Genomic DNA, 18,669 nt, shown 5'->3' with positions numbered 1-18,669 from the left:
AACGGTTGGTTCCATCGTTTACAACGGCTATGCTTGCCGGCATTACGATCGGATTTTCCTATGACCCTGACAGAACTCCGCTATATCGTCACGTTAGCCCAGGAACAGCACTTCGGCCGCGCTGCAGAGCGCTGCCACGTCAGCCAGCCGACCCTGTCGGTCGGCGTGAAGAAGCTGGAGGACGAGCTGGGCATCCTGATTTTCGAGCGCAGCAAGAGTGCAGTGCGCTTGACGCCAACGGGCGAGTCGATCGTTGCGCAGGCGCAGAAGGTACTCGAGCAGGCACAAGGCATTCGCGAACTCGCCCAGGCCGGCAAGAATCAGCTCACAGCTCCACTCAAGATCGGCGCGATCTATACGGTCGGCCCTTACCTGTTTCCCCACCTGATTCCGCAGCTGCACCGGGTCGCACCCGACATGCCCCTGTATATCGAGGAAAACTTCACTCATACGCTGCGTGACAAACTGCGAACGGGCGAACTCGATGCCGTCATCCTTGCGCTGCCCTTCAGCGAAGCGGATGTGTTGACGATGCCGCTGTATGACGAGCCGTTCTATGTGCTCATGCCGGCGTCCCACTCCTGGACAGCCAAGCCTGCCATCGAAGGTGAGCTGCTCAATAACAAGAGCCTTTTGCTACTGGGTGAAGGCCACTGTTTCCGCGATCAGGTGCTGGAGGCCTGCCCGACCGCGCGCCGTACCGACGAGGCCAAGCACACCACCATCGAGTCCAGCTCGCTCGAAACGATCCGCCACATGGTCGCGTCGGGCATGGGGGTTTCGGTCCTGCCCTTCTCGGCGGTGGACAGCCATCACTATGCGCCCGGCGTGATCGAGGTACGTCCATTCGTACCGCCGGTTCCCTACCGCACCGTTGCCATCGCCTGGCGCGCGAGTTTCCCGCGTCCGAAGGCCATCGAAATCCTCGCCGATTCGATTCGCCTATGCTCGGTTGCACGCCCACCGGTTGCAGGCACCAAACCACACGCATGACCGGACTGGCCGACGTACCGGTCACTGCGCTCAAAGGGGTCGGCGCCGCCCTGGCGGAGAAGCTTGCCAAGGTAGGCCTGGAGACATTGCAGGATGTCCTCTTTCACCTGCCCCTGCGCTATCAGGACCGCACACGTATCACCCCCATCGGCGCGCTACGCCCCGGGCAGGACGCCGTCGTCGAAGGCATCGTGGCCGGGGCCGATGTCGTCATGGGACGCCGTCGCAGCTTGCTGGTCAGGTTGCAGGACGGCAGCGGCACGCTGAGTCTGCGCTTCTTCCACTTCAGCCAGGCGCAGAAGGAAGCGCTCAAGCGTGGTACCGCCCTTCGCTGCTACGGCGAGGTCAGGCCCGGCGCGACGGGGCTGGAGATCTACCACCCTGAATACCGGGCTCAGACCGGTGACGAACCAGCGCCAGTCGAACAGACGCTGACACCGATTTATCCCAGTACCGAAGGGCTGACTCAGCAGCGCCTCAGGCAGTTGAGCAGCCAGGCACTGGCCCGTCTCGGCCCTAACAGCCTGCCGGACTGGCTACCGCCCGAGATTGCCCAGGAATACAGCCTTGGCCCGCTCGAGGCGGCAATCCGCTACCTGCATCGACCGCCGCCGGACGCGGATCTCGAAGAACTGGCCGAAGGGCATCACTGGGCCCAGCACCGCCTGGCATTCGAAGAGCTGCTGACCCATCAGTTGTCGCTCCAGCGCCTTCGAGAGCAGGTCCGCCGCCAGAGCTCGCCAGTTCTGCCGCCCGCGAAACGGCTGCCGGCGCAGTTCCTTGCCAATCTTGGCTTTGCCCCTACAGGCGCGCAGAAGCGTGTCGGCGGCGAGATCGCTTATGACCTGGCCCAGCACGAACCGATGCTGCGCCTCGTACAGGGCGATGTTGGCGCCGGCAAGACAGTTGTAGCGGCCATGGCCGCCCTGCAGGCCATCGAGGCGGGGTATCAGGTTGCGCTGATGGCGCCTACCGAAATCCTCGCCGAACAGCACTTCCTGAACTTTACCCGCTGGTTCACACCGCTCGGGATCGACGTGGCCTGGCTTGCCGGCAAGCTCAAGGGCAAGGCCCGCGCCGCCGCGCTTGAGCAAATCGTGGCAGGTGCGCCTATGGTGGTGGGCACCCATGCGCTGTTTCAGGAAGAGGTGCGCTTTGCTCGGCTGGCACTTGCCATCATCGATGAACAACACCGTTTTGGCGTTCAACAACGCCTGGCGTTGCGCCAGAAAGGTGTCGACGGGCGCCTTTGCCCGCACCAGCTGATCATGACCGCTACGCCCATTCCGCGCACATTGGCCATGAGTGCTTACGCCGACCTGGACACGTCCATCCTCGACGAACTGCCGCCCGGCCGTACACCCGTGAACACACTGGTCATTGCCGAGAGCCGGCGCATGGAAGTGATCGAGCGGGTCAGGGCCGGCTGCCGCGAAGGCCGGCAGGCCTATTGGGTCTGCACGCTGATCGAGGAATCCGAAGAATTGACCTGCCAGGCTGCCGAGACGACCTTCGAAGAGCTCACCAGTGCACTGGATGAACTGAAGGTCGGCCTCGTTCATGGCCGTATGAAGCCCGCGGAAAAAGCAGCCGTCATGGATCGTTTCAAATTGGGCGAACTGCAGCTGCTGGTCGCGACGACGGTCATCGAGGTGGGCGTAGACGTACCGAATGCCAGCCTCATGGTGATCGAGAATCCGGAGCGCCTGGGCCTGGCGCAGCTGCACCAGCTGCGTGGGCGCGTGGGCCGGGGCAGCACAGCCAGTCACTGCGTCCTGCTGTATCACACCCCTCTCTCCCAGCTCGGTCGCGAGCGCCTTGCAATCATGCGTGAGACCAACGACGGCTTCGTCATTGCGGAAAAGGACCTTGAGCTACGGGGGCCAGGCGAACTGCTGGGCACCCGGCAAACGGGCCTTCTTCAATTCAAGGTCGCTGATCTCATGCGCGATGCGGAGCTGTTGCCGCAGGTGCGCGATGCCGCACAAACATTGCTGGAACGTTGGCCGGATCACGTCAGTCCATTGGTTTCCCGTTGGCTTCGCCATGGCCAGCATTACGGCCAGGTGTGATGCATGTCACAATGCCTAAGAGACTCACGTCTCTGCTGGAGAAACAGGCTGGTTATACTGCCGCTGTAATTATCAGGACTACACCATGATCGACGCCGCCCACGCCCACGAATCGGCACCCCGAGCGCCGCAAGTCATCCTGCAACTGCTCGACAAGCTCGCCGTCCCCTATCGCGAGATCGCCGCACGCCCTGGATTACCGGCTGCGGAGCGTGCGCAGGCCATTCTGCTCGAAGACGGCGTCGGCACCCTGCTGGTCCTGTTCCCGCAAAATCAACTCCTTGATCTGAACCGACTGGCCGAGCTGACCGGGCGCAAGCTCACGGCTATCAAGCCGGATCGCCTGCAGCGGATGCTGGGCAAGCACCAGCTGGGCAGCCTGCCGGCCATCCCGCAGCTGACCAGCTCTCCCTGCCTCTACGATGAGCGCTTGCTTCAGGTTCCCCAGGTTCTGATCGAATCCGGCCAGCCGGGTGTGCTGTTGGAAGTCCCGAGCGAGGACTACAAGGCCCTGCTGATGAAATGCAGCGCGGCGCTGATCGGTGAGCCGATTGCCAATATTCATTTGAACCTCGACCGTCCGGACGACGACCGCAGCGAAATCACGCGCGCGGTCCAAGCGTTCACCGCGCGCCGCATCCAGCAGCGCCTGGAGGAAACGATCGAGATTCCGCCCCTGCAGGAAAGTGCGCAGAAGATTATCAAGCTGCGCGTCGATCCCAACGCCACAATCGATGACATCACCGGTGTCGTCGAAACGGACCCGGCACTCGCGGCCCAGGTCGTGAGCTGGGCGGCGTCGCCCTACTATGCCGCGCCCGGCAAGATTCGCTCAGTGGAAGACGCCATCGTTCGTGTGCTGGGCTTCGACCTGGTGATCAACCTGGCGCTCGGCCTAGCACTGGGCAAGACGCTGAGCCTGCCCAAGGATCAGCCGCAACACGCAACGCCCTACTGGCAGCAGGCGATCTATACGGCCGCCGTCATCGAGGGCCTGACCCGCGCGATGCCTCGGGTACGCCGGCCGGAGGCGGGCTTGACCTACCTTGCGGGCCTGCTGCACAACTTCGGCAACCTCGTGCTGGCACACGTCTTCCCGCCACACTACTCGCTGATCTGCCGTCACCTCGAAGTGAACCCGCATCTCAGCCACATCTACATCGAACAGCATCTGCTCGGCATTACCCGCGAACAGATCGGGTCGTGGATGATGCGCTTCTGGGACATGCCGGACGAACTTGCCGACGCGCTGCGCTTTCAGCACGATCCCGATTACGCGGGCGATCATGCCGAATACGCAAATCTCGTGACGCTGGCAACACGACTGCTCCACGCGCACGGTATTGGTGGCACGGCTGAAGCGGAGATTCCGCAGTCCCTGCTGGATCGTCTGGAGCTGACGCGCGAAAAGGCCGATGAAGCCGTCGCACGCGTCATGGAAGCCGAGGCAGCACTCCGGGACCTGGCCACTCAGGTCAAGGGCTGACCTCAGGCAGGCGTCTTCGCCTTCTTCTTACGGGGCTTGAGCCGTCCGGCCAGGCCCTGGAACCACATCACGAGCGCCGGGTTGCCCTGGATCTGGATGTGCTTGTCCTGAATCCCCTGCATGAACGCCAGCTGCTTGTTCTTCGCCGTCAGGGTCGCGAACCCATAGGCAGCATCCCGAAAGCCGATGCTGAACGCGGGATTCTCAACGTCGCCGGCACGACTTGCCACCTGCTGGTTTCGTACCGTGAACACGCGAGACACCTTGCCGTCCAGCGTATAGAGGCGGAACGACAGGTCCTTGTCCCCCAGTTGATCGCGAAACGCTTGGTCGTTTTGCGATGCCTTGCGCATGAGGCGGGCGAGCATCCACAGCAAAAAACGGAATTTCATGACAGGTCCTGTAAGCCGAACGAGTGGCGATTATAGGGAATGAAACGTGACGGATAGACCTGCACAGACAGCATCAGCCGCTTGAATTCAGCATCAAGGGCAATGTGCAGGAATGGAAGATAGGCGCGTAAGATTCAGGCGGAACCATGCAGGTGATGACTCCGCCTTCAGATGTGTCTGAATCGCCCCGTAGGCGACAGGTCAACCGATGGCGTCGCGCAGCGATTTGCCGGGCTTGAACGATACGGTATTGCTCGCCCGGATCTTCACGGGTTCGCCCGTCTGTGGGTTCTTGCCAGTACGCGCGCCGCGATGGCGCTGCAAGAAGGTCCCGAAACCGACCAGTGTCACCGTATCCTTGCGATGCAGGGCATTGGTGATCTCGTCGAGAAGAGCATTGAGGACACGGTTCGCCTGGTCCCTGGTCAGGTCAGCTTTCTCCGCGATCGCGGCTGCGAGTTCCGGTTTGCGCATGGTTGCCTCATGTACGTTTGTTGTTGTTGTGCCGTGTCATTTCACATGACAGGGGCGCCGCGACGGCTCTGTGACGCGGCATGCAAGCGCAGAATGGCACGCCGCACGGCGTGATGCCAGCCTTGCGGACGAATAGCGCGACAGATTCTTGCGTGTACGGGACACGCTGACTCGCACGACTGAAACAGGTCGATAATCGACGGATCGGTCAGAAGCCTGAAGGTCGCTCGACCGGCTCAAACGCCGGCCGATGCGGTGTCACTCGTGTGGCATCAACGGAGGGAGCTGACGATTGAGGGCGAGCTTTTCCTGCACGGCGGCGCCGGTCAGTGCATAGCCCAGCAATTGCCCATCCGGGTCTTCACAGACCGCGCGAATATCGGGTGCCTGCCCCTCGACGCGCCACGTGCCGGTTCTGCCCACCGGTGGTGGCGAAACCACCAATGGGCACGCCGGCGTTTTTACGGTAACGGGCATTGGCCCATAGGCCACCGCCGTCGGGTTGCCAGCCAGCGTCTGTGCCAAGGCGCGCGCGCACGCCATGAGCGGCATGACGTAAAGCAGGTTGATGCCTTCGACCTCGGCACAATCCCCCAACGCGTAGATATTGGCATGCGAGGTCTGCAGACGACGGTCCACGCATACGCCCCGGTTGATCGACAGTCCGGCCGCAGCCGCGAGTGCAACACGTGGGCGCAGGCCGATGGCCGACACAACCAGGTCACAGCTGATCTGAGTACCGTCCGAAAGGTGCGCCTCGAGGCGGTCGCCTGCCTTGCTCAGGTTCGAAAGGGTTGGCCCAAGATGGAACCGGACGCCCGTTGCTTCAAGGCCCTGCTGGACGGCAACTGCGGCCTCCGATGGAATCAACGCGGGCAGCAGCTGCTCGCACGGCGCGACAACGTCAACCTCGAGCCCGCCGGCGCGAAGATCGTTCGCGAACTCGCAGCCGATCAGCCCTGCACCCAGGATAAGAACGTGCTGCTTGCCTTCGGCAGCCTGGCGCAGCTGGTGATAGTCCTTGAGGTCGTTGACCGGATAGATGCGTGCCTCCGCATCGCCCGGTACCGGAACCCGCAGCGGCTCGGCGCCCCAGGCCAGCACCAGATCCCGGTACTCGACAGCTTCTTCACCAATCCAGATGCGCTTGTGCCCTGGATCGATCCCGGTCACCTGCGTATGCGTACGGATTTCGGCCTTGAGCAAGTCAGCCATGGCGCCGGCCGTATTCATGACCAACCCCTCGGCATCCTTCCCTTTGCCGAACCCGGTCGAAAGCATGGGCTTGGAATACGAACGGCCGTCATCGGCCGTTACGATCAGCAGCGGCGTCTCAGCGTCATGCTTGCGCCATTCCTTGGCCAGGTTGTAGCCGGCCAGGCCACTGCCGATGATGATGAGCGGTGCCGTACCAGCCATGCTCATCAGTTGATCTCGATCATTTCGAACTCGCTCTTGCCCACGCCGCAGTCGGGGCAAAGCCAGTCGGCCGGCACGTCTTCCCAGCGCGTACCCGCCGGGATTCCATCATCCGGCCAACCTTCGGCCTCGTTATAAATCAGGCCACATACGATGCACTGCCACTTTTTCATGATCATCCTCGGCTAAACGATGCGCAGGCACGCTATAACAAACTGCCCACGACGCCAAGCCAAACGCCCGGCCGTTGACCGGCCGGGCGTTTTGTAAGGCGATGAACGGTGAAATCAGGGCGAGCCTGCGACGAGCGGGTCGGTAATCCCGATCACGTAGAAGCCAATCAGGCCTATCACCCCTGCCAGTACGATGTAATAGAGCGTTGGCAGCATGGTCTTGCGCAGCGTCACCCCTTCGCGCCCCAGCAGGCCCACGGTCGCGGAGGCTGCCACGACGTTGTGGATGGCAATCATGTTGCCAGCGGCGGCGCCCACCGACTGCAACGCCACCATGAAGGCCCCTGATACCGCGAGTAGCTCAGCCGTGTTGAACTGGAACTGCGACAGCATCAGGTTCGACACGGTGTTGGAGCCGGCGATGAACGCCCCCAGCGCACCGACGGTGGGCGCGAAGAAGGGATAGACGTCGCCGACGCTGTCGGCTACCAGCTGCGCCATTGCCACCGGCATGGACACAAGGTCACTGCCGTTTACCCCAGAGTTGATCAATATCCGCACCATGGGAATGGTGAAGATCAGGACGAACCCGGCCCCAAGCAGCGTACGGCTCGACTCGCTGACGGCGCGCATGAGGCTTGCCGGCTTCATGCCGTGCAGGAAATACGTGATCAACACCACGACGACAAGAATGCCGCCCGGCAGGTAGAGCGGCTCGATCTGCCCAGACACCCCTGTCTCGCCAAGAATGTTGCGCCAGCCAAAACTCAGCGACATCAGCCATGCCTTGAGGTCAGGGATGACACGAGTCAGCACGAGCAATGCTGCCAGCAGCAGGTAAGGTACCCAGGCCATGCCCACACTGATCGGCGCGCGGCCGACAGCCTCTTCGGCCTTCATCTCGAGCTGGCCCATCCATTCTGCTGGCCACTCCGAAGCCGGGGCAAAATCCCATCGTTCCTTGGGCAGCAAGAAGCCGGCACGGGCGGCCGGCACCACGATCGCGAGCCCGACAAGGGCACCGAGCATGGCCGGGAATTCCGGTCCGAGGAATACGCCAGCCGCGATGTAGGGAATCGAGAAGGCCAGGCCGGTGAAGAGCGCGAACGGCGCAATGGCCAGCCCCTCACGCCACGAGGCGTTCTTGCCGAAGAAGCGGGTCAGGATCATGACCTGGATCAGCGGCATGGTCAGCCCGATCAGGCCGTGAACGGTAGCCACACGTGCGGTGACCATCTGGAAGAACACCGCCCAGGAGCTGCCGACCTCCGCCAGCTGCGCGCCGATTCCGGCCTGGTCCATACCGGTGCCGACCCCCACCAGAATGGGCGTACCGACTGCACCGAACGAGACGGGTGTGGACTGTGCGATCAGGCCCATGGTCACGGCCGGCAGGGCCGGGAAGCCCAGTGCAACGAGCAGCGGTGAAGCCACCGCCGCCGTCGTGCCGAAACCCGATGCGCCTTCGATGAAGCAGGCAAAGAGCCAACCGACGATAAGGACCTGGACGCGACGGTCCGGGCTGACCCCGGCGAAGCCACGGCGAATGGCTGCGATGCCACCGGAGTGTTTGAGCGTGTTGAGCAGGAGGATCGCACCAAAGATGATCCAAAGGATCGATGCGGTCAGGATCAGGCCCTGGAGGCTGGACGCGACGACGCGTACCAGGGACATGTCCCACACGGTGAGGCCGATGATCGCCGTGACGACGAACACGAGTGGCATGGCGACCTTGGCTGGCCAACGAAAGCCGATCAACAAGACCCCCGCGAGCACGAGGGGGAGAAACGCCATTAACGACAGCGCGGTTTGATTCATTGCGGGTCCCTTTTTGTTTTTATCGAACCACAGCGCCAGAGGCGCAACCTTGGCTTCAAAGCTCCGACAGCGTCCCTCCTAAAGCGTTCTCAGCCTAGGTTCTGTACCAAAAGTCGTCGAGCGAAGGTCAGGCAAGGCGAAATCGCTCGAAGAAGCGCAGTTTACGTGTTGTAAACGAGCATTCTGAGAGCGATTTCAACCCAGCATCACCCAGCGCAGGCACTTTTCGTACAGAGCCTAACAGCGTGTCTGGGACGCGGGCGGCAACCAGACACGCTGCATACGCGCGATTACTGCTGCTTGAACTTCAAGCGCCATGCGTGCAGCAGTGGCTCGGTGTAACCCGAAGGCTGCTCACGGCCCTTGAGTACCAGATCCTTCGCGGCCTGGAAGGCAGACGAGCGCTCGAAATCAGCCGCCATTGGGCGATAGATGGGGTCACCTGCGTTCTGGCCGTCCACCACGCCTGCCATACGCTGTAACGTTTCCATCACCTGCCCCTCGCTCACCACACCGTGGTGGAGCCAGTTCGCGATGTGCTGGCTGGAAATACGCAGTGTCGCGCGATCTTCCATGAGGCCGACGTTGTGAATATCCGGGACCTTCGAGCAACCCACGCCCTGCTCAACCCAACGGACGACGTAGCCGAGGATGCCCTGGCAGTTGTTGTCGAGTTCCTGCTGGATCTCCTCGGCGCTCCAGTTGCGATCCGCAGCCACCGGAACGGTCAGCAGATCGTTCAGCAGTTTGTCGCGCTCAGCCGCAAGGTCCACGGCTTCGAGCTCGCGCTGAACGGCCTGTACGTCGACTTCGTGGTAATGCATCGCGTGCAGCGTCGCGGCCGTCGGCGACGGTACCCACGCCGTATTGGCACCCGCCTTGGGGTGGCCGATCTTCTGGGTCAGCATGTCCGCCATGCGGTCCGGCATCGCCCACATGCCCTTGCCGATCTGAGCCTTGCCACGCAGCCCACTCGCCAGGCCAACCAGTACGTTGCTGCGCTCGTATGCCTGGATCCAGGGCGTGGACTTCATGTCGCCCTTGCGCAGCATCGGGCCGGCTTCCATGGCGGTATGCATTTCATCGCCGGTCCGGTCGAGGAAGCCCGTATTGATGAATGCAACACGCTCCGACGCTTCGGCGATGCAGGCCTGCAGGTTGGCGCTGGTACGGCGCTCTTCGTCCATGATGCCCATCTTCAGGGTATTGGCCGGCAGTCCAAGCGCCTGTTCGACACGGCCGAACAGCTCGTTGGCGAAGGCGACTTCCTTCGGCCCGTGCATTTTCGGCTTCACGATGTAGACGCTGCCCGTGCGGGAATTGCCCTTGCGCTGGAGGTCGTGCATGGCGATCAGGCTGGTGCACACGGCATCGAGAATGCCTTCCGGAATCTCGTTGCCCTCTCCATCGAGAATGGCCGGGTTGGTCATCAGGTGACCCACATTACGGATGAACAACAGTGACCGCCCATGCAGGCTCAGCTCGCCTCCCTTGGCTGCGGTGTATTGGCGATCCGGATTGAGACGACGCGTGATGCGCTGGCCGCCTTTCTCGAGGTTTTCCACCAGGTCGCCCTTCATCAGGCCGAGCCAGTTGCGGTAGACCAGAACCTTGTCGTCCGCATCGACGGCGGCGATGGAATCCTCGCAGTCCATGATTGTGGACACCGCGGCCTCCATCAGCACGTCCTTCACGCCGGCGAGGTCGTTCCGGCCGATCGCACTGGTCGGGTCGATCTGGATTTCGAAGTGCAGCCCGTTGTTCTTGAGCAGCACCGCATCCGGCTCGCTCGCCTGGCCTTGATAGCCAACGAACTTTTCGGGCTGTGCCAGACCCGTGCCGCCCGCCTTCAGGCTGGCCTGCAGGGCGCCATCGACGATGCGATAGGCCGTCACGTCGGCATGCGAGCCCTGCGCCAGCGGCGCAGCACGATCCAGGAAGCCACGGGCATAAGCAATGACCTTGGCTCCGCGCACTTCGTTGTAGCCCGGCCCCTTCTCGGCTCCATCGGCTTCACTGATGACATCGGTGCCATAGAGCGCGTCATACAGCGAGCCCCATCGCGCGTTGGCGGCATTGAGCGCATAGCGTGCGTTCATGACGGGCACGACCAGCTGCGGGCCGGCTTGTTGGGCAATCTCGAGGTCGACATTGGCGGTGTTTGCCTTCACCCCTGAGGGGGCCGGCAGCAGATAGCCGATCGACTCGAGGAAGGTGCGATAGGCGGCCATGTCCTTGATGGGACCGGGATTGGCGCGGTGCCATTCGTCCATCGCGGTCTGGATGCGGTCACGCTCGGCCAGCAGCTCGCGATTGCGCGGTGCAAGGTCGTGGACCAATGCGTCGAACCCTTTCCAGAAGGCGGCCGCGTCGATCCCGGTACCGGGCAGGGCTTCCTCTTCCAGGAAGCGCTTGAGATTGGCGGCAACCTGAAGCCGCTCGCAAGTCAGTCGTTCGGTCATGGCGAATTCCTCGTGTTGTTCGACTTAGGCGCCCAGCGCGGCAGCGCCGGCAGTAGCGATTTGGGCATCCTGGTCAGCCTTGACGCCGGACACGCCGATGGCACCGATCACCTGGCCGTCATGCACGACCGGTACGCCGCCCTCCAGCGCCGTGACGATAGGAGCGGTCACGAACGCCGTACGACCCCCATTGACCATTTCTTCGTAGCCCTTGGTTTCACGGCGACCCATCGCCGCAGAGCGCGCCTTTTCCATCGCGATGTAGGCACCGATCGGTGCACAGCCATCGAGCCGCTCCAGCGCCAGCGGATGGCCCCCGTCATCGACGACCGCGATCGCGACTTTCCAGTCGTTCTTCTGCGCTTCGTCGCGTGCGGCGGCGAGCATTCGAGAGACTTCTTGCTGGGTCAGGACGGCTTTGGATTGCATGGGGACTCCTATGGGGTCGGGACTTGATCTGAGGCGAAGCGGGCCGTCGTAACGACGCACCCACTCGAATCGATACATTTTTATCGGTAAGGCTGAGCATGCCGGTACTATTGGTACCCGTGAAGCGCTCAAAATCGGTTTCTGTCCATACCTGAGGTATCGAATGCCGCGTTATACCGAGTTGCACAGCTTCGTTCAGGTCGCCCAGAAAGGCAGCTTTGCCGCCGCCGCACTGACCGAGGGTGTGACACCCGCGATTCTGGGGCGCCGCCTCGACGCGCTGGAAAAGCGATTGGGTGTAAAGCTCATGCATCGCTCGACCCGTGGCCTTACCCTGACCGAGACCGGTGAACAACTACTGGAACAGGCCCGGCTGCTGCTTCGCGAGTTCGACGACATGGAAGCCGGCATTGCCAGCAGCAGCACCTCGGTCAGCGGGCACCTGATGGTCTCGGCGCCCGCAGGATTCGGACGCCGCCATATCGCCCCGCACGTCCTGGGCTTTCGCCAGCGCTACCCTGAGCTGCGCCTGTCCTTCAACTTCACCGACAGCGTCGTCGACCTCGTCGCTGAAGGCTTCGACATGAGCATTCGCATCGGCGGGGTCATCGACCCCAACTACGTGGCCATCAAGCTCGCCGGCAACCGCCGGGTCGTCTGCGGCACACCCGGCTACTTCGCCCGCCATGGTCGCCCGGTCACGCCAGAAGAGCTCACCGGCCACAACTGCCTTGCCTTCAATCCACAGGCGGGCAACCAGCGCAGCTGGACCTTCCAGCGCGGCGGCAAACCCTTGGCAGTGCGTGTGTCGGGCGACCTGTCATGCAATGACGGCGAGCTACTGTTCGCCTGGATACGGCAGGGACTCGGCCTTGGCTGGCGGTCGACCTGGGAAATCCAGGCCGAACTCGAGCGCGGCGACCTGGTGACGGTTCTGGATGACTACGCCCTGCCCGACTACGACGTCCAGGCGGTCTATCCACAGCACCGATACCAGCCCGCGAAAGTCCGTCTGTTCATCGAGTACCTGAAGGAGATCTACAGTCACCCGGATTATTGGACGAAGGCATGACAGGCGCCGCCACCCGCTGCGTCCTTGGCATTAGCGGGATGGCGAGTAACGTCGTCAGGGCCACGATCGTCCAGATGGCAGGCCAGGTGAGGCCTTCCTGCAGACGACCGATACCCAGGGGCGCGATGAACAGACTCATGTAAACGCAGGTGTTGGCCATGCCCAGCGCTGTGCCGGCCCGCCGAGTGCCGGCTGCACTGGCGATCTCGATGTAGGCCACGCCGTGCCACGTCGAAATCAGTACGCCGGCAATCAACATAGGGAGCGCGATCGCCCTACTGCCCGGCCATACCCAGCTTGCAAACGCCAGTATCAGAAACGCGCCAAACGCGAGGTACACGCAACGCCGCCAGAAGCCCCTGCGGTTGCCGCGACGATCCGTCAGATATCCGCTCCAGATACGCGCTGCGCCAGCCATCAAATGAATGGCCGCCAGCGTCATGGCACTCCACATGATCTCGAGCCCTGCGTAGTCATGGAGGAACAGGACGGTGAAATTGATAACCGCGAACTGGGAAAGGCAAAGTATCCCAATTGCCCCTGCCGTTCGCCAGAGTCCGGAATCCTTCCAGGCCGCCCGTGACGGTGCCCCAAGTAGGCCGCTCACCCGCTGAGGCGGGTCGCGCAACCAACACGCTGTCATGACGAACGAAAACGCACAGCCTGCCGCCAATGCACCGAATATCCCGGCAAAACCATAGTGGCTGGCAATCCAGGGTAGCCCCAATGCACCCATTCCTCCCCCGAGCGGGACTGCGGTTTGCCTGATGCTCATGGCCAGTCCCCGCTCGTGCGTTGCAAACCACGCCATGATTGCCCGCCCGCTGGCGCCGTTGACACTGCCGCCAAAGAGCCCAACCGCAACCAGTCCAATCGAGAGCGCAACTACGGGCAGATGGTCCGCGTCAGGAACAGCAAAACCCATCATCCAGAGGAAGAAGGCGGCCACTGAGCCAACACCGATCAAGAGCACCGGGCGGTCGCCCCAGCGGTCGGCCGCGACACCCCAAGGCAGTTCGCTGATCGCAAGGCCAAGCCCCATGATCCCGAGTATGAGGCCAAGGCCTGCGGTATCGAGCCCGTAGTCCGCGCGCATGTAGACAGCCGTTGCGGGCAGGCCACTAAGCCCGGCCGAGAACGCAACGTTCGCCGTGACGCCGGTTGCCAGCACCTTCCAGCGGTGGGCGTCCGGGCGTCTTTCTGACTGCTTGTGCACCTTCACGAATGCGCTCCTTTTAAATAAGAACGCGCTATTCTTGCGGCCAGGCACCATCCTGAATATCAGATAATTCTTTACTCACATTCCCGAAAAACGGGACATTCCATGCCTTACCAGAATTTGGACCTTGATGCGCTTAGAAGCTTTACGCTCGGTATCGAACTCGGCAGCTTCAGTCGGGCTGCGGATCGCCTCGGACGGTCCACGTCCGCTGTGAGCGCGCAGTTGCGAAAGCTGGAACAGCAGCTGGGGGTTCCTCTCGTCAGCAAGAATGGACGCCACCTCCAACCAACCCTGGCGGGCGAGCGTCTTCTCCAATATGGCCAACGGCTGCTCGCCCTGAATGACGAGGCACTTGCAGCCATTCGGATACCTACCCTGCAAGGTCGCGTACGGCTTGGTTTGCAGGAAGATTTTGGTGAGCGCCTCCTACCGCAGGTGCTGGGGCAATACGCCCGGGCGTACCCGGACGTTCGCGTGGAGGCACAAGTGGCACGAAGCGTGGAACTTCTCGACGGTCTCGCCACAGGGGCGCTCGATCTGGCGCTGGTTTGGCATGTTGACCGCCCGGCCATCCTACCCGGCATCCACCATGAGACCCTGGGAGAGGTGCCGATCCGCTGGATAGGTAACTTCGCGCCAGAGGCCTGGCCCTGGCAAGAACAGGACCCACTACCGCTCGTGCTCTTCGACAACGTTTGCCCGCTTCAGACCTGCGCTATTGCTGCACTGGACAGACAGGGCCTTCATTGGCGCACGGCATTCACCAGCCGCAGCCTTGGCGGACTGTTCGCCGCCGCCGGAGCAGGCCTTGGCGTGATGATTCGAACGGCGCTCGATTTGCCTCGCCACCTGCAGGTGATCGACGGCCCCGAGTCCTCATTACCCCGCTTGCCTTCCGTGTCCTTGAGCCTGCACCGTAATCGAACTGAGGCGAACGCCTCGGCCGATATTCTCGAGTCGCTCCTGCTGGATACGCTCCGCGCTCACTACGGGTTCGACTGACGTCGTCCGGCGGGCCTGGGCTCGATGCGGACAAGGCCTATTGCCGCTCGGCTGCGACGCTTGAGAAGGGTGCCGAGAACGCGCGCGTGAGCTTGGCGAGCCATTCACCTTCTACTTCGGTACAGGTCTCGACCGGCTGACGTCAGTCACGGCCGCCGATTGAGGCCTTGGCGGCACCAGACGTCGGTGTACGCGACACGCTATCCGCAACCGGCTCCCAGCGCGCACTGACGGCATCACCTACCGGCGTCTTGGTACGAACAGCCCATCAATATGTGAACCCTTCGGTGTCGGTACTGCATCGCTCGCACAGTCCGGGCCGCCGGATAACGAGCGCCGTGACAGACGCCTTGATCAGCGATTTGACGCGTTGAACGCGTGGATACCAGGCGCCATTCTTCGCGGCCATTTTTCACGCAGGGAGGCGTGGCACGTGCACCGCAAGACATTACCCGCCGCTCTTCTGACCACTTCGCTCCTGACGGGCTGCAAGGAGCATCTGCTCACGCTCGAGTTCGACCGGTCAGTCGTGGTCAGCGCGGCATCAGGAAATGAGCACGGCATCGATTCGGGGTACGCCGATGACATTCGCAGCGTGCTGGAGGATCAGGGGCTAGACCCGGCAAACATCGAACTGGCGCTAGACGACGGTTCTACGCATGCAATACAGATCCGAGGCTCGCTGGAGCCGGAGCAGATCAAGGCGGCCGAAGCTGCGTTTAGCGCATACGTTGATCGCAAGCCGGTGCCGCTGTCCGCCACCATAACGACCATCGCGTCGGAGCAGGCGACTGACGCAACGTCCCAAGCCAATGAAGCGTCGACGAAAGAAATCCCGGTGACCTTCATCCTCGATGACGTCGTGCTCACCTATACCAAAAAGCCGCCTCAGAAGTCGGGAAATCCGTTCACCGATAGCCTGCCGCCGCCCAGAAGCGACACGCTGGCGGTTGGTTGTAACGTTTCAGTGAAGCTGACCGGTGAGCATACGCTTTCATCGTTCAATTTCACCGGTTTCGGCGCAGTCATGGCGGCGCTTGTTCCAGGCATCAACTGGGCAGTGATGAGCGAAAGCGACGGCCCGGAGGAGTATGCGGCAAGCCTCTTATTCGATAACGAGGCACTACAGACAAGCTACGAGAACAACGCTTTGAGCTTTACGGCAGACGCCGCTGCGGCCTCCACCTTCTACGGGCGCATGGGACCTTTGCTGGGACTAGGATCGGTCGACGACTCCGTGTGGATAACTGACGGAGGGGTGTCGCCTGAGCGCTTCGCTGAATTGGAAAACGCCTGCCGCGCGAAAGCCGTTGCCCTGGGTGAACCCTATTCGTCTGCGCTGGCGACACGCCTCACCCATCTGACCACGGTCCGCCCAGCCGACCGTTGAAATCCAAAAAATGCCTGTTTCGCATTGGGCGCGTGGGCTCAAGCACGTGTCCGATGCCATGACGTGAATCCAATAATGCCTTTCTTCTATATTCCCACCGCCCGCCGCTTCGGCGCGTGCTCCCTGCTGGCTGTTCTGACGACGCTGACCGCTTGCGATCCGGCTCCACCGCCACAGACCGATCACACCCAAGCGCCTGTGAAGCAGATCGTTGCGGCCCATCTCCCAGCCGCGTTTTCCGTCGGCAGGACCTTCTACTATCGGATCGATTCGGAAGCCACCAGCCACATCGCCTTTTACCCGCCATTATCGCGCTATGAACCACGCAAAAGCCCGACAGAGTTCGGCCTGCGATTCGAAGTAGTGTCCGTAGATAACGATCAAGTAACCCTGGGCGCTCAGGTTGATTACGTAGCGGCCAAGGCAAATCTTGCGTTCATGGAATTCACTATCGACACTCGCCAGCCGCACACCTTGATGGACGCGCAACCCATCGATGACTACGAACTCGTACATCCGGGCCTCGAGGATGTGGATCATCCACTCAACGCAGGCTGGAAGCGCCTCAAGTCGCTGACCGAGGAGCCCTTCCAGGTCCAGCTGGATGCCGACGGTGGATTCATAAGCATGAAGGGCTACGCACCCCGAACGGATGAGCCGGACAGCCTGAACCTGCTTGCGCCGAACCGACTTGCCACGATGCTCTGCATGATGTTCCCGCCCCATCAGCCCGCCACGGTCAAACCGGGTACACAGTGGAATGGCCGCTGCGATGCTGAACCGGTTGTGTTCGACATCATCGACACCAGCACCAACCGCGCCATTTACGAGGCGAAGTTCGGCCATGAAAAGGACGGCACCCGCTACACCAGCTACATTCGAGGCAATGCCCATGACGCCCTTGCCAGCGCCAAACTGGCGCTGGGGCAATCCTATCGCAAGGATCTAAACATGCCGGGAATCGGTAGTGCGTATTCCATCTCGACCTTGAATATCGACGCGCAGATCACGCTACAAAAGCCGTGACCCGACGCGTCCTTCAGCGTGCGCTCAACGCCTCGTCCACCACCTCGATCCAGTGCCGGACGGCTGTCCGACCGGCACCACCGAGGTGTGTCTGGCAGCCGATATTGGCCGTGACGATTTCCTCCGGCTTTCCACTCTCCAATGCGTTCAGCTTGTTGTCGCGCAGTTGCCGCGACAATTCGGGCTGCGTGATGGAGTAGGTGCCGGCCGAGCCGCAGCAGAGATGAGCATCGGGTACAGGGGTCAGGTGAAAGCCAAGCCGCGTGAGGACATCCTCCACCGCGCCACCGAGCTTTTGCGCATGCTGCAGGGTGCAGGGGCAATGAAACGCGAGGCGTTTGCCGGCCTGGATCGACAGCGTCTCCAGCGGCGTCTCGCGAAGCACCTCGACCAGATCCTTTGCCAACGCTGACACGCGTTCTGCTTTGACGGCGTATTCAGGATCATCGCGCAGCAAGTAGCCGTACTCCTTCACGAACGCGCCGCAGCCACTGGCCGTTTGCACGATCGCTTCCGCGCCTCCCTCTACCGCTGGCCACCAGGCATCGATGTTTCGACGCGCACGGTCCAGTCCAGTCGCCTGAGCATTGAGGTGATAATCAACGGCACCGCAACAGCCCGCTTCGCTCGCGGCCGTGACACTGATGCCCAGCTTGTCGAGAACCCGAGCGGTCGCGGCGTTGGTATTGGGCGACAGGCTCTGCTGCACGCAGCCTTCCAGCATCAGCACTCGCCGTGCATGGTGCACTGCTGGCCGTGCACCCGGGGCGCTGATCGTGGCAGGCAACTTTGCCTTCAGGCTATCCGGCAGCAGCGGACGGAACGCCTGGCCGCTACGTGTGAGGGCGCCGAACAGCCGCGGGTGCGGCAAGACTGCGCGCAGGCCAGTCCGGAGCAGACGCTCGCCGACCGTACGCTCGACGCGCGCTTCGACGGCGGCGCGTCCGATGTCCAGAAGCTTGTGATACTCGACGCCCGAAGGGCATGTGGTCTCACAGTTTCGGCAGGTGAGGCAACGATCCAGGTGCGTCTGGGTCTTTTCCGAAACCTCGTCCGTCTCGAGGAATTGCTTGATCAGATAGATACGCCCGCGCGGGCCATCCAGTTCATCACCGAGAAGCTGGTAGGTCGGGCAGGTGGCGTTACAGAAACCACAATGCACACAGGTACGCAGCACGCGCTCGGCTTCGGCGGCGTGTTCGAGGCGCTGCGCGGTTGAACTCAAATTGGTTTGCATGG

Annotated in this window: 16 protein-coding genes; 7 read left to right on the top strand and 9 right to left on the bottom strand. The window is 62.1% G+C overall.

The genetic code is table 11. The annotated features are described in order from the left end of the window. Positions 1-60: 60 nt before the first annotated feature. From ACY8D3_RS19420 to ACY8D3_RS19410, 3 genes are all read left to right on the top strand, one after another. The gene (locus ACY8D3_RS19420; RefSeq protein WP_462380467.1) at positions 61-993 is read left to right on the top strand and encodes a LysR substrate-binding domain-containing protein; all 933 of its coding nucleotides are present in this window, start codon (positions 61-63) and stop codon (positions 991-993) included. Next, complete coding sequence (gene recG / locus ACY8D3_RS19415) at positions 990-3,065, top strand: ATP-dependent DNA helicase RecG (protein WP_462380466.1); 2,076 nt, start codon at positions 990-992, stop codon at positions 3,063-3,065. Before ACY8D3_RS19420 ends, recG begins: the two co-directional genes overlap by 4 nt. An 85-nt stretch (positions 3,066-3,150) precedes the next feature. After that, positions 3,151-4,551, top strand: a complete 1,401-nt coding sequence (locus tag ACY8D3_RS19410; RefSeq protein ID WP_462380465.1) for an HDOD domain-containing protein — start codon at positions 3,151-3,153, stop codon at positions 4,549-4,551. A gap of 2 nt (positions 4,552-4,553) precedes the next feature. Here ACY8D3_RS19410 and ACY8D3_RS19405 read toward each other — a convergent pair whose 3' ends face one another. The 7 genes from ACY8D3_RS19405 to ACY8D3_RS19375 all read right to left on the bottom strand — a co-directional run bounded on the left by ACY8D3_RS19405 (position 4,554) and on the right by ACY8D3_RS19375 (position 11,718). Next, positions 4,554-4,943, bottom strand: coding sequence for a helicase (locus ACY8D3_RS19405; protein WP_462380464.1), 390 nt, complete (start codon positions 4,941-4,943; stop codon positions 4,554-4,556). Between the two features lie 201 nt (positions 4,944-5,144). Then, entirely contained in the window at positions 5,145-5,417 is a 273-nt protein-coding gene (locus ACY8D3_RS19400) for an HU family DNA-binding protein (RefSeq protein ID WP_462380463.1), read from the bottom strand. A gap of 258 nt (positions 5,418-5,675) precedes the next feature. Next, positions 5,676-6,836: an FAD-dependent oxidoreductase gene (locus ACY8D3_RS19395; RefSeq protein WP_462384455.1), complete on the bottom strand. Its 1,161-nt coding sequence runs from the start codon at positions 6,834-6,836 to the stop codon at positions 5,676-5,678. Between the two features lie 5 nt (positions 6,837-6,841). Then, positions 6,842-7,009, bottom strand: coding sequence for a rubredoxin (locus tag ACY8D3_RS19390; RefSeq protein WP_462380462.1), 168 nt, complete (start codon positions 7,007-7,009; stop codon positions 6,842-6,844). A gap of 114 nt (positions 7,010-7,123) precedes the next feature. Then, a complete protein-coding gene (locus ACY8D3_RS19385; protein WP_462380461.1) occupies positions 7,124-8,827 on the bottom strand; it encodes an L-lactate permease in 1,704 nt (567 codons plus the stop codon). A gap of 290 nt (positions 8,828-9,117) precedes the next feature. Continuing rightward, entirely contained in the window at positions 9,118-11,289 is a 2,172-nt protein-coding gene (locus ACY8D3_RS19380) for a malate synthase G (RefSeq protein ID WP_462380460.1), read from the bottom strand. A gap of 24 nt (positions 11,290-11,313) precedes the next feature. Then, complete coding sequence (locus ACY8D3_RS19375; protein ID WP_462380459.1) at positions 11,314-11,718, bottom strand: heme-binding protein; 405 nt, start codon at positions 11,716-11,718, stop codon at positions 11,314-11,316. Positions 11,719-11,881: 163 nt separating this feature from the next. Between ACY8D3_RS19375 and ACY8D3_RS19370 the strand changes: the two genes are divergently transcribed. Further along, positions 11,882-12,790: a LysR family transcriptional regulator gene (locus tag ACY8D3_RS19370; protein ID WP_462380458.1), complete on the top strand. Its 909-nt coding sequence runs from the start codon at positions 11,882-11,884 to the stop codon at positions 12,788-12,790. On the opposite strand, the gene ACY8D3_RS19365 is transcribed toward ACY8D3_RS19370, so the two are convergent. After that, entirely contained in the window at positions 12,735-14,012 is a 1,278-nt protein-coding gene (locus ACY8D3_RS19365; protein WP_462380457.1) for an MFS transporter, read from the bottom strand. The two genes, ACY8D3_RS19370 and ACY8D3_RS19365, sit on opposite strands and share 56 nt — an antisense overlap. A 102-nt stretch (positions 14,013-14,114) precedes the next feature. Here ACY8D3_RS19365 and ACY8D3_RS19360 point away from each other — a divergent pair, with 102 nt between their 5' ends. The 3 genes from ACY8D3_RS19360 (at position 14,115) to ACY8D3_RS19350 (ending at position 17,430) form a co-directional block, all read left to right on the top strand. Beyond that, positions 14,115-15,014 (top strand): LysR family transcriptional regulator, encoded by a 900-nt coding sequence (locus ACY8D3_RS19360; protein WP_462380456.1) that lies wholly within the window; start codon positions 14,115-14,117, stop codon positions 15,012-15,014. 433 nt (positions 15,015-15,447) lie between these two features. Beyond that, positions 15,448-16,404 (top strand): hypothetical protein, encoded by a 957-nt coding sequence (locus ACY8D3_RS19355; RefSeq protein ID WP_462380455.1) that lies wholly within the window; start codon positions 15,448-15,450, stop codon positions 16,402-16,404. Positions 16,405-16,479: 75 nt separating this feature from the next. Continuing rightward, the gene (locus ACY8D3_RS19350; protein ID WP_462380454.1) at positions 16,480-17,430 is read left to right on the top strand and encodes a hypothetical protein; all 951 of its coding nucleotides are present in this window, start codon (positions 16,480-16,482) and stop codon (positions 17,428-17,430) included. Positions 17,431-17,443: 13 nt separating this feature from the next. On the opposite strand, the gene glcF is transcribed toward ACY8D3_RS19350, so the two are convergent. Next, complete coding sequence (gene glcF / locus ACY8D3_RS19345; RefSeq protein WP_462380453.1) at positions 17,444-18,667, bottom strand: glycolate oxidase subunit GlcF; 1,224 nt, start codon at positions 18,665-18,667, stop codon at positions 17,444-17,446. Positions 18,668-18,669 lie beyond the last annotated feature (2 nt).

This window comes from Pseudomonas sp. Marseille-QA0892 (genome assembly GCF_054950135.1).
Note: the sequence above shows the minus strand (reverse complement) of the source record. Positions and strands in the feature narration are given on the sequence as shown.

What these genes read in the sequence shown, in the direction of transcription:
- ACY8D3_RS19350 (WP_462380454.1), top strand. Translation starts at nt 16,480, where the DNA reads ATGCCTTTCTTCTATATTCCCACCGCCCGCCGCTTCGGCGCGTGCTCC.
- ACY8D3_RS19380 (WP_462380460.1), bottom strand. Translation starts at nt 11,289, where the DNA reads ATGACCGAACGACTGACTTGCGAGCGGCTTCAGGTTGCCGCCAATCTC.
- ACY8D3_RS19420 (WP_462380467.1), top strand. Translation starts at nt 61, where the DNA reads ATGACCCTGACAGAACTCCGCTATATCGTCACGTTAGCCCAGGAACAG.
- glcF (WP_462380453.1), bottom strand. Translation starts at nt 18,667, where the DNA reads ATGCAAACCAATTTGAGTTCAACCGCGCAGCGCCTCGAACACGCCGCC.
- ACY8D3_RS19370 (WP_462380458.1), top strand. Translation starts at nt 11,882, where the DNA reads ATGCCGCGTTATACCGAGTTGCACAGCTTCGTTCAGGTCGCCCAGAAA.
- ACY8D3_RS19395 (WP_462384455.1), bottom strand. Translation starts at nt 6,836, where the DNA reads ATGGCTGGTACGGCACCGCTCATCATCATCGGCAGTGGCCTGGCCGGC.
- ACY8D3_RS19400 (WP_462380463.1), bottom strand. Translation starts at nt 5,417, where the DNA reads ATGCGCAAACCGGAACTCGCAGCCGCGATCGCGGAGAAAGCTGACCTG.
- ACY8D3_RS19385 (WP_462380461.1), bottom strand. Translation starts at nt 8,827, where the DNA reads ATGAATCAAACCGCGCTGTCGTTAATGGCGTTTCTCCCCCTCGTGCTC.
- ACY8D3_RS19390 (WP_462380462.1), bottom strand. Translation starts at nt 7,009, where the DNA reads ATGAAAAAGTGGCAGTGCATCGTATGTGGCCTGATTTATAACGAGGCC.
- ACY8D3_RS19410 (WP_462380465.1), top strand. Translation starts at nt 3,151, where the DNA reads ATGATCGACGCCGCCCACGCCCACGAATCGGCACCCCGAGCGCCGCAA.
- ACY8D3_RS19375 (WP_462380459.1), bottom strand. Translation starts at nt 11,718, where the DNA reads ATGCAATCCAAAGCCGTCCTGACCCAGCAAGAAGTCTCTCGAATGCTC.
- ACY8D3_RS19360 (WP_462380456.1), top strand. Translation starts at nt 14,115, where the DNA reads ATGCCTTACCAGAATTTGGACCTTGATGCGCTTAGAAGCTTTACGCTC.
- ACY8D3_RS19405 (WP_462380464.1), bottom strand. Translation starts at nt 4,943, where the DNA reads ATGAAATTCCGTTTTTTGCTGTGGATGCTCGCCCGCCTCATGCGCAAG.
- recG (WP_462380466.1), top strand. Translation starts at nt 990, where the DNA reads ATGACCGGACTGGCCGACGTACCGGTCACTGCGCTCAAAGGGGTCGGC.